At 61.8% G+C, this 12466-nt stretch carries 13 protein-coding genes; all 13 read right to left on the bottom strand.

Features of this window, described 5'->3' with window-relative positions:
- Nucleotides 1–44 precede the first annotated feature (44 nt).
- On the bottom strand, nucleotides 45–437 hold the full coding sequence (locus tag ABHM97_RS00405; RefSeq protein WP_253031002.1) for a hypothetical protein: 393 nt from the start codon (nucleotides 435–437) through the stop codon (nucleotides 45–47).
- A 207-nt stretch (nucleotides 438–644) separates the two neighbouring features.
- Nucleotides 645–860 carry a hypothetical protein gene (locus tag ABHM97_RS00400; protein ID WP_253031001.1) on the bottom strand — a complete coding sequence of 72 codons (216 nt, stop codon included), beginning with the start codon at nucleotides 858–860 and terminating at the stop codon, nucleotides 645–647.
- A gap of 70 nt (nucleotides 861–930) precedes the next feature.
- Nucleotides 931–1194, bottom strand: coding sequence for a hypothetical protein (locus ABHM97_RS00395; RefSeq protein WP_253031000.1), 264 nt, complete (start codon nucleotides 1192–1194; stop codon nucleotides 931–933).
- Between the two features lie 82 nt (nucleotides 1195–1276).
- Nucleotides 1277–2170 carry an isocitrate lyase/PEP mutase family protein gene (locus ABHM97_RS00390; protein WP_253030999.1) on the bottom strand — a complete coding sequence of 298 codons (894 nt, stop codon included), beginning with the start codon at nucleotides 2168–2170 and terminating at the stop codon, nucleotides 1277–1279.
- 45 nt (nucleotides 2171–2215) lie between these two features.
- Complete coding sequence (locus ABHM97_RS00385; protein ID WP_253030998.1) at nucleotides 2216–2863, bottom strand: isochorismatase family protein; 648 nt, start codon at nucleotides 2861–2863, stop codon at nucleotides 2216–2218.
- Between the two features lie 113 nt (nucleotides 2864–2976).
- On the bottom strand, nucleotides 2977–3921 hold the full coding sequence (locus ABHM97_RS00380) for a LysR family transcriptional regulator (RefSeq protein ID WP_253030997.1): 945 nt from the start codon (nucleotides 3919–3921) through the stop codon (nucleotides 2977–2979).
- 187 nt (nucleotides 3922–4108) lie between these two features.
- Nucleotides 4109–6148, bottom strand: a complete 2040-nt coding sequence (locus ABHM97_RS00375) for an oxidoreductase (RefSeq protein WP_253030996.1) — start codon at nucleotides 6146–6148, stop codon at nucleotides 4109–4111.
- Between the two features lie 44 nt (nucleotides 6149–6192).
- On the bottom strand, nucleotides 6193–6936 hold the full coding sequence (locus ABHM97_RS00370) for a maleate cis-trans isomerase family protein (protein WP_349469163.1): 744 nt from the start codon (nucleotides 6934–6936) through the stop codon (nucleotides 6193–6195).
- The gene (gene leuD / locus ABHM97_RS00365) at nucleotides 6936–7673 is read right to left on the bottom strand and encodes a 3-isopropylmalate dehydratase small subunit (RefSeq protein ID WP_253030994.1); all 738 of its coding nucleotides are present in this window, start codon (nucleotides 7671–7673) and stop codon (nucleotides 6936–6938) included. Before leuD ends, ABHM97_RS00370 begins: the two co-directional genes overlap by 1 nt.
- Nucleotides 7670–9052: a 3-isopropylmalate dehydratase large subunit gene (leuC, locus tag ABHM97_RS00360; protein ID WP_253030993.1), complete on the bottom strand. Its 1383-nt coding sequence runs from the start codon at nucleotides 9050–9052 to the stop codon at nucleotides 7670–7672. Before leuC ends, leuD begins: the two co-directional genes overlap by 4 nt.
- Nucleotides 9053–9480: 428 nt before the next feature.
- Nucleotides 9481–10575, bottom strand: a complete 1095-nt coding sequence (gene leuB, locus ABHM97_RS00355) for a 3-isopropylmalate dehydrogenase (RefSeq protein WP_253030992.1) — start codon at nucleotides 10573–10575, stop codon at nucleotides 9481–9483.
- A gap of 153 nt (nucleotides 10576–10728) precedes the next feature.
- Nucleotides 10729–11352, bottom strand: coding sequence for an isochorismatase family protein (locus ABHM97_RS00350; protein WP_349469162.1), 624 nt, complete (start codon nucleotides 11350–11352; stop codon nucleotides 10729–10731).
- A 148-nt stretch (nucleotides 11353–11500) separates the two neighbouring features.
- Entirely contained in the window at nucleotides 11501–12463 is a 963-nt protein-coding gene (locus tag ABHM97_RS00345) for an ABC transporter permease (protein WP_253030990.1), read from the bottom strand.
- Nucleotides 12464–12466 lie beyond the last annotated feature (3 nt).

Here is a 12466-nt window from a genome sequence, read left to right as displayed (position 1 = left end):
TTACCGGCGGCCTCGGCCGCGGTCAGTTGTGCAAAAACCACCGATCAGCCTGCGGCCGCGAACGCGCGTGCCGCGGCCAGCACCTGCGAGCCGGCGTCGTCCAGCTGGCCGTCGCGGAGCAGGCGCGCCGGCGGGACATCGTCCAGCTGCGGGTTCATGCCCTGGAACCAGGCCTGCACCACGGCCCGGGAATCACGCTCCGCCAGCAGGGCGGCCACGTGGTAGGCGGTCCTTAACCGGTGCATCACGTCGGCGGAGGGTTTCCGCTCCCCGTCGGCCCACTGCCGGACGGCCCGGGTTTCCTTCACTGACCCGATGTACGCGACCAGTTTCGCACCCAGCAGGTCCCTCAGATCCCGGACCAGCACGTCGTCGGCCAGCCGGATGGAATCCTGGTGCGCCTTCAGCCCGCCGCGGGCGCCTGTCACTGCAGTCATAGTTCATGATCCCACGAAAAGGCCCATTGAATCAAGGGCTAAAACACACCTCGGAACACACTCTGAAACACCAATAATGGAGAATATGGCAAGCTGCTGCCCGGAAGGGTTTGATGTCAGTTTGCGGGGGGTTACGGAAAGGGTCACCAATAGCCGTAAGACAACCTAGGTTGTTGGCGTCCGACTATCAGCCCTGCCGTGGTTGGGTCACCAGTCCTGATGTTCGAGGGTCAGCCCGAAGGGCACGGCATCACTCAGGTCGACCGTAAAGGAATCACAGTCATGCCTTGTGACCAGAATTCCCAGACGCCCTTCGTGCATGGCCAGTGTCCTGGCGACGCTCACGGCTTCGTCGAGTTGGCGTTCCATGCCGGTGCGGTCGGTCGCCGTGAATGCGATTGGCAAGTCAATAGTGGGTTTCATGGGTCTAACCTTCTCGTGTCTCGATTTCTGGTGCTCTCTCGATTGGGGAGGCTGGCCCCAACGCCAGTGATCAGCTTCGCCCGTGTAGAGCATCCGGGCACGCCGCTCGGTAGCTGAGCGGCCCTAAGAGTTGTTGAGGTTCAACCCATGCCTGATAGCCAAGGGAGGCCTCGTACAGTTTCCTTGGCTGCACGCCGTGCTGCGCGATCCAAAGGGTTGACGAGTCGGGCATGGCGTCTTCCACAATTCCGGTTCGGAGTGTTCGGCCCTTGTAGCGGATTTCGACGCTGGTCCCGATGAGCAGGCTCCAGCTGGTGTAGTTGTGCAGGGTCATGTGCCCGCCATCCGGTACGCGGCGGAAATCAATTCTGCGGCTCTCCTGATGCCGGAAGGTGGGCAGGACTTGGTCGATGCCTTCAACGCCCGCTGCGCGCACTTCTCGATGCGGCCCCATCGATTTCGAGCCAGCTGTTCAGGCCTACCGACTCGAAGATGTCGCGTGGCTTCATCCCGAACGACTTCAGGGGCGCTGCGCTTCCGGCGTCGACTACGGATCGGTAGGCTCGCCGGATTCCATCGATGGCGGGGTAGAGAGAGACACAGGGTTCTATGACTAAGTTGAATCCCATGTCGTGCAGGTCCCGAAACGGCAGTGACGGTGTGGAACTGCCTGTTGCGATGTTGTACATCTTCATGCCGGGAAGGCCTCCGATCCTTTCGACGTCCGACTGGTCTCTCGGCGCGTCGACGAAGGTGATATGGGCTCCGAGGTCGTGGGCCAATTCGACGCGGGCCGCTGACTCCTCTATGCCCTCTACGGCGAGGGAGTCGGTGCGGGCTATGAGGAGCATCCCGAATTCATCGCAGATGTCTAACGCGACCCTGAGTTTGCGCTCGTACTCATCGCGGGAGACGATGGCTTTTTGCTCGAGGTGGCCGCACCGTTTGGGGAATACCTGGTCTTCGATCATTACTGCGGCGGCACCAAGTCTTCCGATGGCTTCCACGGTCCGTGCAGTGTTGAGTTCGTTGCCAAAGCCGTTGTCGCCGTCAACAATGATGGGCACGGCGGAGCGGGCAATGATGTTGCCCGCCGAGGTGAGAAGTTCGGTGAGTGATGTAAGACCGAGGTCGGGAAGCCCGGCTGAGCTGGCGGCAATTCCGGCTCCGGATACGAAAATGGCGGGGGCTCCTTCACCTTCGAGAACGGCCGCTGAGAGGCAGTCATAGCATCCGGGCGCGAAGACGAGGCCGTCATTGAGCTGGTCGGCGAGTGCGTCGCCAGGGCGGACGCGGGTATTCATATGCATGCGGGTCTCCAGTTGTCTTGGCTCAGGTCCGCCGGATCGCTTCGGTCAGTGCCTGGTGAGGTAGTTGGCTGCGACGTCAACACTGATTACGTCTGCGTATTTGAGGTTCATGTCCTGCAGTGATGAGCGGTGTGTTTCGGGATCACGGTCTCCGACTGCCTGGGCGGGGATGAATACGCGTAGCCCGTACTGGAAGAGATCCACGGCGGTGGCCCTGACGCATCCGCTCGTCGAGGTCCCGACGAGGACAACGCTGTCGATTCCTTCCTGGGTGAGCAGGGACACGAGGTTGGTGCCGAAGCAGGCAGAAGCGCCCTTCTTGATCATCAGGGGTTCGTCATCACGGCGGCCCAGTCGTTCGTCGAGTGCGGCGTCTTGGCTGCCGAGGACCAGCGTTGCTATCTTGGGCGCTTTCAAACCCCACAGGCCAACGTCTGACCCGTCTGGCTCGTAGGCGACGGCGGTGAAGATGATGGGTCTGCCGGCCATCCGGGCAACGTTGAGCAGTCGTCGGGTCTCAGCCAACTCGGCTGACAGGTCTGCGCCGAGAGGGCTGGCAGGATCAGTGAATCCGTTTTGGAAGTCCACCACAACTACGGCGTAGTTCCGGCCGGGGCCCAGCTCCCTACCGAAGTGGCCCATGGAGACCGGGTTCTTGGACGCCTCTGACTGGGCAAGCGTGGCTTTTGTCATGTGTTGGCTCACCACCTTATGTTTTGGAACGACAGACCGATCTACGAAAAACGCTATGACCGAAATTCGTCCATGGGAAACATCCGTTTGAGTCTTTTGACCTGCAGAGTTTGTCAATCCCGGGACGGAGGGACGCTCTCGTGATCCAGCCATCCGTTGAGGCGGGACACTTCGCGCGCGATTTCGATGAAAGTGCGCTGTGCAGGGGTCAGCGGGCCCTCGCGGTGGAGCAGTTCAACGGGCACATATAGCTCGGGTTTGAGCGGGCGCCACACAAAACCTTCAGGGAGGGGCTGGTACTGGGTTTCGAACGCCACTTGGAATGCCCTGCCGGACTGCATTTCCTCCAGGGACCTACGGTCATCGAGGAAGCCGCCATGTGTGAAGGTTTCGTAAACACGGACCCGGCCGGCGGTGTCGTGCGCAGGGAATGCCCCCAACACGAGGTCGGCGTATCCGGGTGAATGTCCGCGGGGCCACATCACTATCGTTGTTTCGGCGAGCCGATCGACGTGAATTTCGGTGTCGGCGGCTGCCGGATGCTTGGCGCTGAGAATCACGCCGAGGACTTCTCGTCTGAGCAGAACTGACTCAATGGAGGCCGGAAGGATCGGGCTGCGCACGAGGACGAGGTCGAACTGCCCTCGTGCGAGCCCGGAGATTGCCTGATCCGCTAACGTGACCGCGGCGGTGATGTTGACCTGTGGTGCTTGGACGTGCAATTCGTCGAGAATCTGTGGAAGGCATTCGATGCCGAGTGAGTGCGAGTAGGCGAGGTGTAGGTGCCCGCCGTCCCCCAGTCCGGCATTTCGTGCGACGGCTTTGGCTTCCTCGATGGCTTCGAGAATCCTGGTGGCCCGGGAATAGAAGACTTCGCCCGCGGTGGTAAGTTCGACTTTCCGTGTCGTCCGGTCAAAGAGGCGGGTTCCGACCTCGTCCTCCAGCTGCCGGATCTGGCTGCTGAGGGCTTGCTGGGCGAGAAAGAGGCGGCTGGCTGCCCGGGTGAAATTCAGGTCCTCCGCGACCGCAACGAACGCGCGAAGGTGTCGGATCTCCATAGGCCGCCTCCTTAAGCGTGCGGTCAGCGGATGCATTGGCCGGATAGAGGATGTGCAACGCGGTCGAGGTCGCTGTTATGGATCATCCCGCAGTCTGAAGCGCGGGGCAAAGTTACCTCCAATAACTCAGCATGGGCGCGGGTCGTCTGCGCCCATGCTGACTCTCGAGCTGCGCCTGCGGAATCGCTCAGATGGAGCGTGCCGCTTCTTCGGCTTCATAGATGATGGCCTGCATCTTGCGGGGCGCGAGGCCGTCTCCAATGCGCCTTACCGGGTAGGGCGCGTCGGCGAGCGAACTGAACAGAGCAGTGCTGGACTTCCGGTAGATGGACAGGATGACCGCGGAGACGTTTTCGATGACATGTTCCTGCCGGGTCCACATATCAGATGTCAACAGATTGGTGCCGTCGAAGGATTGCACGACCCGCTGGGCGATCATTTCCACTCCATTGCTGGCCAGGGCAGGCAGACGCCAGGTGAATTCGCCGCGTTTGAGCACGTCGTGACCCACCATGAGCTGCGGAGTGATGATCGTAACCTTGGCTCCGGCGGCGGCAAGTACCTCGGCCAGGGCCAAGGGCATGGTGGTACTGGACTCGTCGACAATCACTACCCGGTCACCGAGCGATTTCGGCCCGTCCGCCTGTACTTTGCGGACGGCGACGTCGATGGCTGAGACCGAGGGGCCTTCCGCTCCGGGAAGCTGTTCCAGTCCGGGGGTCCACAGGCTCATGCCCGAGTCTGCGAAGCTGGCGCCCTCGGCGATGAAGACTTCATCGGGTGCGAAGCCGTTGATGAAGGCCAGGTCGGCGTTCGTGTTGAGCTTGACGTCGACGCCGGCGTTGTTCACTGCCCGGACGAGGTCGTCGGTGGCGATGTTGAAGCCCTCCTGATTGGGCAAGGAGCCCAGCAGGTTCAGGTGACCACCGAGTTTGTTATCCCGCTCCACCAGTGTGACCAGGTGGCCTCGCTGGGCGGCCACGGAGGCGACCTTCATTCCGGCGGGTCCGCCGCCGACGACGAGGACGCGCTTGGCGTCCGCGGGGGCGACGCGGTCAAGTGTGCCCCAGCGTCCTTCCCGGCCGGTGACCGGGTTCATCATGCACATGACTTCCGCGCCGTCCCAAAGTCTGCCGACGCACTCGTTCACGCCTGTGCATTTGATGATCTCGTGCTCGCGTCCCTCGCGGGTCTTCTTTATCAGTTCCGGGTCGGCAAGCTGGCCGCGGCCGATTGCGACGATGTCCGCTGCTCCGGATTTGAGGACCTCTTCGGCAAGGTGCAGGTCGCGGAAACGCCCGACGGTAAACACCGCTGCGCGTTCACCGATGAGCTCCTTTGCGCGCCGGGCAAACGGCACAAGGTGGCCGTCCTCTTGTTCCTGGGGCGCGACCGTCTGGTCGAGGGTGTAGTAGTTGCCTGCGCTGATGCTGAAGTAGTCAAACAGTCCTGTGCCGACGAGCAGTTTGACGTATTCGTCGGCCTCGTCGGGGGTGATTCCGGCCGGTCCGATGAACTCGTCATAGGAGAGTCGGATTCCCATCGCGAGGTCGTTACCTACCCGGCGGCGGATTTCCTGGCCGATCTGGACGATCAGGCGGCACCGGTTTTCGATGGATCCGCCGTATTGGTCGGTGCGGTTGTTGTACACGCGGCTGAGGAACTGGCACAGGAGGTAGCCGTGGGCGGCGTGGATTTCCACGCCGTCAAGACCTGCTTCGCGCACGTTCTCCGCTGACTTGGCGTATCCGTCGATGATGACGTCAATCTCTGCCTGGCCCATGACCAGGGGCGATTCGCTGTGCGCGACCGAGGGCAGTTCCGACACGCCCCACAGAGGCTTCCATTCATCGACGAGCATGGTGCCCTTGTCGTGCACGCCTGTGCCGTAGAGCTGGACGACTCCGCGCACGTCGTGGGCGTGGAGGATTTCCGCCATTTTCCGGAAGCCGGGGATGGCTCGTTCTTCCCAGGCCGTGCACCCGTTGTGGAAGGAACCTTTGGCCGTCGGGTAGGCGGCGTGTTGTTCGGTCACGATCATCGCCGTGCCGCCTTCGGCCAGGTGCTTGTAGTGATTCAGGTGCCGGTCGCTCAGGATGTTGTCCGGCGCCCAGTTGAGGATGCGGGCCGGCACGATGACCCTGTGCTTAAGGCGCATCGGCCCGATTTGGATCGGCTGCCAGACAGCCGAGAGCGAGGACCTGTTTTCTTCCAGGATGTCGGTCATGTCAATAACCTCGTTGTTCTGATAATTCGGTGTGGACGGGAGGATTAGTGGTCGCTAAGCAGTGAGCCGAATCCGCTGTACTGGTCATTGATGCCCAGTTGACGGAGTGTGTGCCATACGCAGGCGGTGTTGATGGCGATGACGGGTTTGCCGAGGAAGCGTTCGGCGGCCGCGGCGAGCCGGACCATCGACAGATTCGTTCCGGCCTGGACGATTACGTCCGGGTTACTTTCGTTCAGTTCCAGCAGCACCTTGGCCAGTGTGTCTTCGGTGACCTCGGCAATGGCAGTTGCGGACTGAATACCGAGTCCGTGATCGGCCGTTACTTCGTAGCCGTGGTCGTTGAAATAGCGGATCACGTGTTCGTTGACTATGGGCGGATACGGGCTGACGAAGGCCAGTTTCTTGGCGCCGTACGCCTCAAGAGCCGCGCGGACGGCGCTGGCGCCTGTGCTGATGGGAAGCCCTGCCGTTGTCGAGATCTGCTTTTCGAACGCCTCATTGCCTTCCGCTCCGCCCCAGAACGTCTCCCCTGACATGCCCATGGTGATGAAGGAGGGCTTGCACGTCAGGACGTTGCGGATGGCGACGTCGTTGGCTTGGCCCAGGGCGTCGATGAAGTCCTGCACGCCCTGGTCGGTGGAGAGGTCCGGTTCTTCGACATAGCAGCGGCTGTAGTGAAAGGTCACGCCCTCGGGCCGCATTATTGAATAGTCGTGTTCGACGACTGTGTTCGTTGAGGGAATAAGTACCCCCACGATTGCCCTGCTGCTCACAACGTTGACCATTACTGCTCCTCTGAGTTTCGTTTCTTGGTGGCGGTTGGCGCCGCATGATTAGTGCCGCTTCGCTCCGGCCGTCCGGCTGGCAGGGGCGTGCCGGGCAGACCCTGCAGAGGCACCCTTGTTTTCATCCCTGGGTTCTCGGGGCCTCGCTCTAGAGCTGAAGTTGTGGGCTCCCAAGGCGGCCGATCTCGCTCGTATGCTTCGATCGAGTCGAGCAGGGTCTCTGTCAGGGCTATTTCGTCCAGGCCTTCAATCAGCATCCTCTGGATAATCGGTGCCAGGGTGAAGGAAGCCGATATGCCGGCGGCCCACAGGCGGCATCCCCACAGGTCGATGGTCACTGGTGCGAGCGGATCTGACTCGGTGAGCTGGCGGAGGTCCCGGCACTCTTCTTCCCGCACCGCGATGGGGGCGATCCCGTTCTTGACGCAATTGCTGGCGAAGATGTCGCCGAATTCGACGGCGACCACCGCTTCGAAGCCCCATTGCGCCAAGCCCCACACCGCATGCTCTCGCGAGGATCCGATTCCGAAATTCCGGCCGGCGACCAGGACGCGGGCACCGGCCCGGACCGGATCGTCCAAAGGGATTTGGCCGGACTGGCGCCAGTGATGAAAGACGGCTTTGCCGAATCCTTCCATGTCGGTTCCCTTGAGGAATTCCTGTGGCATCATCGTGTCCGTGTCCACGCCGTCACGGTCCAGCGGGACCATCCGTCCGGCGATCGTGGTGCGCATCATGCTGCACGCTCAACATCGGCAATGCGCCCTGAAAGAGCCGTCGCAGCCGCGATCCGCGGTGAGACGAGGTGGGTCCGGCCGCCGGGGCCCTGGCGGCCTTCGAAGTTCCGATTACTCGTGGCGGCACACCGTTGACCCGGACCAAGAATGTCATCGTTCATGCCCAGACACATCGAGCATCCGGGTTCACGCCACTCGAATCCCGCCTCCATGAATACACGGTCCAGCCCTTCGGCCTCGGCAGCGAGCTTTACGGCCCGCGACCCCGGCACCACCAGTCCCCGCACTCCTTGGGCGATGTGCCGCCCTTCCAGCACATTGGCGGCGGCACGCAGGTCACCGAGGCGTCCATTAGCGCAGGAGCCAATGAAGACAACATCAATGCCAATGTCGGAGATCTTTTCTCCGCCCGCGAGGCCCATGTACAGCAGGGCCCTGCGGGCGGCTTCGGGATTGTTGGTCTCCTCGGGATGCGGGACGCGTCCGTTGACCCCGACGCTCATCGCAGGCGTGGTACCCCACGTCACGGTAGGCAGGCAGCGACTGACATCGAAATCGACTTCGGTGTCGAAAACAGCATCGATATCGCTGGCCGTCCGCATCCACTCCATGACTGCCTGGTCCCACAGGTCCCCTTTAGGTGCGTGGCGGCGGCCCTTCAGGTAGGCCAGGGTCCTCTCATCCGGGGAAATGAGAGCTGCCCGGGCGCCCATCTCCGCGCTCAGGTTGCAGAGCGTCAGTCTTTCCTCGACGGTCAACTGAGCTACAGCCTCACCCTGGAACTCGATGACATGGCCGCGGGCGTCGCCCGCGTTGAAGTGCGCCACGAGTGCAAGCGCCAGGTCCTTCCCCGTCACGCCATCCGGCAGTGCCCCGGTAAGGTTTACCCGCATCGACTTCAGCTCCGGCATCACCAGGCATTGAGTCGCGAGAACATGCTCAACATCGCTGGTTCCGATACCGAATCCCAATGCCCCCAGGGCGCCGTGCGTGGGCGTGTGGCTGTCCCCGCAGGCAATCACCATTCCGGGTTGGGTCAGGCCCAGTTCCGGTGCGATGACGTGAACGATGCCCTGGCCAGCTGATCCCATGCCATACAGCGGAATTCCGAAGTCCTTGCAGTTCCCTTGGAGGGCCTGCAGCTGGTTCGTAAGGGCAGTTCCCGGACCTCCGAGTCCTCTCGTGCTGACGCCGTGGTCCGCGGTGGCCAAGGTGAGGTCTGTTCGGCGAACGGAGCGGCCCTTGCTGCGCAGGCCGGCGAAAGCCTGCGGGCTCAGATCATGAACGAGATGAAGGTCAACGTACAACCGGTCAGGAACTTCCCCGCTGCCGGCCACGCGGTGCTTGTCGAGAATCTTCTCGAACATCGTCCCGGTCATGACCTGAGCGCCCGGACTGGAGACTCGCCCTGCACATCGGCCTCATGCCTCCGTTGCCGGGCTTGCAACTGACCAAAGTCATCACCGTCCAGGGCGGCGCGGCATTTGCAGGGCCTTGTCGCCATAGCGCTTCTCATCTTAGGTACTCTCCTGGCCTTCATGCCGCCTCGTTGCGGCTGATTCATCACCCGCCACAATGTGACGGGGTTCTCATAACTTCGACACTATTCACAGCCCGGAGCGAAGAGAAACACTCATTGGAGGCAATTCACAACGGGCAGTTGTGAACACCGCCACTTCTCCAGGGCGACCGGAGAAGGCTGCCCAACGAATCGCTGGCCCTGCCCCAAGACCCCTATTACCAAGCTGGAGCGTGTGAGGGGCGAACCGACGCGGAGTACGAGCTGTCTGGCGTGCGGGACGCCCCGCTAGGGCAGGCTGCCTTTGCGGTCGAGGGCCTGACAGACTGCCTTGGCAAATTCGCTGGTCGATACCGGCTCGGTATCCCGGATCGCTAGGTCTGCCGTTCTCACGCCAGAGCTCATGACTTCGATGCAGGCGTTTTCAATGGCCGCGGCTGCTTCCGCAAGACCAAGTGAATGACGCAGGAGCATAGCCGCGGACAAAATGGTCGCCGTTGGATTGGCGATGCCGAGACCCGCAATGCCCGGTGCAGACCCGTGAACCGGTTCGTACAGGCCCCACCTGTCGTGGCGCAGGCTGCCGGATGGCATCAGTCCCAGGGAACCTACGATCCCGGCGATTTCGTCGCTGAGAATGTCACCGAAGAGGTTTTCCGTGACAATGACGTCAAAGGTTGATGGGCGCAGGATGAGCTGCATGGCGCAGTTGTCGACGTACAAGTGCTCTACTTCCACGTCCGGAAACTCCTGGAGAGTCTCGATGGCAACCTCCCGCCACAGACGGGATGACTCCAGCACGTTCGCTTTGTCCACCGAGGTCAGCCGGCCTCCCCGTGACCGGGCCAGTTGTGCTGCTACGCGCACGATGTCTCTGATCTGCGTGGCCGTGTATTCCATGGTGTCGAATGCTGTGAGCTCACCATCGATTTCTTCGCGTCCCTTTCGGGGAGAGAAGTAGGCACCCCCGACTGCCTCCCTGACCAGCATGATGTCGACAGGTTCGCTGCCAACGCGGAGCTGGTCCGGCAGATATGAGATGCCGGGGCGCAGGTTAGCGAAGAGATTGAAGTCCCGGCGGAGTCGGAGCAGCCCGCCTGGGCCCGGATTCTGGTCATCAGGGAGTTGGTCCCATTTTGGTCCACCCACGGCTCCGACAAGGACGGCTTCGCTGTCCTTGCATATCCGGATTGTGTCCTCCGGGAGCGGAGTCCCTTTCTCTTCGATGGCGCAGCCGCCCAGCAGACCCGTTTCGAATTCGAGGCCGAGGTCCTGCTGTTCCGATACGAGTTTCAGCACATCGACAGCTGCCTCTACAATTTCGGGTCCGATGCCGTCCCCCGGCAGCACTCCGATCCGTCGTGATTTGGAATTTGCATTCATAGTTGCCTTCTTTTTCTGCTTCAGCGGGATATTCATTCATCTGGCGCCCTTACCGCCTGGGTTTACGATCGGACGGCGGATCTACGACTCAGAACACGGTGTTGGCTCTATATGGAGACCGTGGAGCGGCGTTCGATCCGGTGCTGCCTCGCCTCAGACGTTTGGGGACCTGACAATGGGATCTGTGGTTTGGACTGTTTCGGCGTTCTTCAGCAATGCCAGGGCTTCGGGGAGATCCACTACTTCGCCATACCGGCTTTGAATATCTAGCAGCGACTGCCGGTGGGCGTCGCCTGAGCGGTCGGCTACCGCGTCCCGGGGGACATAGACCTTGTAGCCGTGCTGGATGGCGTCAACGGCGGTTGCCCGGACGCAGCCGGATGTTGATGCGCCGACAATCATCACGGTCTCAATGTGCGAGGCCGTCAGCAGTGACGCCAAGGGGGTGTTGAAGAATCCGGAAGCAACGAGTTTGGTCAGGACCGGTTCGCCCGGTTCCGGAGCTACCCGGTCATCAATTTCGACATCTGGGCTGCCGGCTTTCAGAACGGCGGCGGAAGGGTTTTTTTCGATAAACCGCCTAGCCGCCAGGGCGCCGGATTCGTCGTAGGCCACTGTCGTATAAACCACCAGTGCTCCCGCTTCGCGGGCGGCGGAGAGAAGCGTGGCCGTTGCGTCCAGGGCGGAGTCGGCCGGACAGTACAGCTCGGAGTCCGGATTCGTGAAAGCCGTGGAGAAGTCGATCACCAGAAGGGCGATCCCTGTTGCCATGGTCATCTGTTGTGCTTCCTGCCATCTCTCATAATTGTGCGCCTTCTGAAGCTGTGCGAACCCCGGCTGGGGCCACCACGCAGGGGACACCTCGAAACAGATCTCCGATTAGGGGCGCGCAGCGCCGGGACGAGGCCCCGCTGATATAGGCAGCTCATGGCGAGATCCCGTTCCCTCCAAGTCGTCCGGGATTCCTGTTTGTCATGTGACTCATTGAGCGTTTCCACGCCATCCAAACCGTTTGGCGGCGCAGACCTGAAAACGCGGCCGCTGCGGCTAGCAGCACGCCAGTGATGATCGAACTGACCCAGCTCGGGCTGGCAAGCATCCCGAACATCGCCTGCAGCAAACTGAGCGACAAGGCGCCCAGCGCGATACCCCAAGCGGTGCCGCGTCCGCCGGCAAGGCCCACTCCCCCGATCAGCGCGGCCGTACCCGCGAAGACGAGCGGCGCGAAGCCCGGGTTGACCAGGGCCGAGGAAAGGGTGAAGGCGTTTAGGGCGCCGGCAAGACCGGCCAGGACCCCGGAGATTACAAAGACTCCCGTCGTGACACGTTCAACGTGGACGCCTGCGATGTGGCTTGCTCGGGCGTCTCCTCCAACGGCGCGGATGTCGCGGCCGAGACGCGTGCGTGCCATCACGGTTGCTATCAGTACGAAACAGCCCAGGACGACGAGCGTGTGCATTGACAGCACCGCGGCCAAGGGCCGGTCAAGGATGATTCCTACTCCGACGTCGTCGTAGGAAACGGTTCGGTCGTCCCCTAGCGTCCGGCTCAGCCCGAGCAGTACGAGGAACCCCCCGAGGGTCACAGCCATCGAGTTGATCCTGAATCGGGAGACGATGCTCCCCTGGATGAGTCCGGCGACCGCTCCCACGAGGACTGCAGCGGCAACCCCCGTCATGGGCGCACCCTGTCCGAGTTTGACGGCCACCATGCCCCCAAGGGAATACATGCCCAGCGTTGAGAGGTCGAACTGGCCAGCGATCATCGTGATTCCCAAGGCAAGCGCAATGAGACCGTAGGTGCCGAAAATCTGTAAGGCGGTGTACACCGAGAAAGTACTAAAGGTGCTGCCCGCAGCAACGGGAACGACTGCAAACATGACAGTCATTAG

The organism is Paenarthrobacter sp. CAP02 (assembly GCF_040137855.1).
GTDB lineage: Bacteria > Actinomycetota > Actinomycetes > Actinomycetales > Micrococcaceae > Arthrobacter.
The sequence above is the reverse complement of the archived record's forward strand: the minus strand, read 5'-3'. Positions and strand labels throughout refer to the sequence as shown.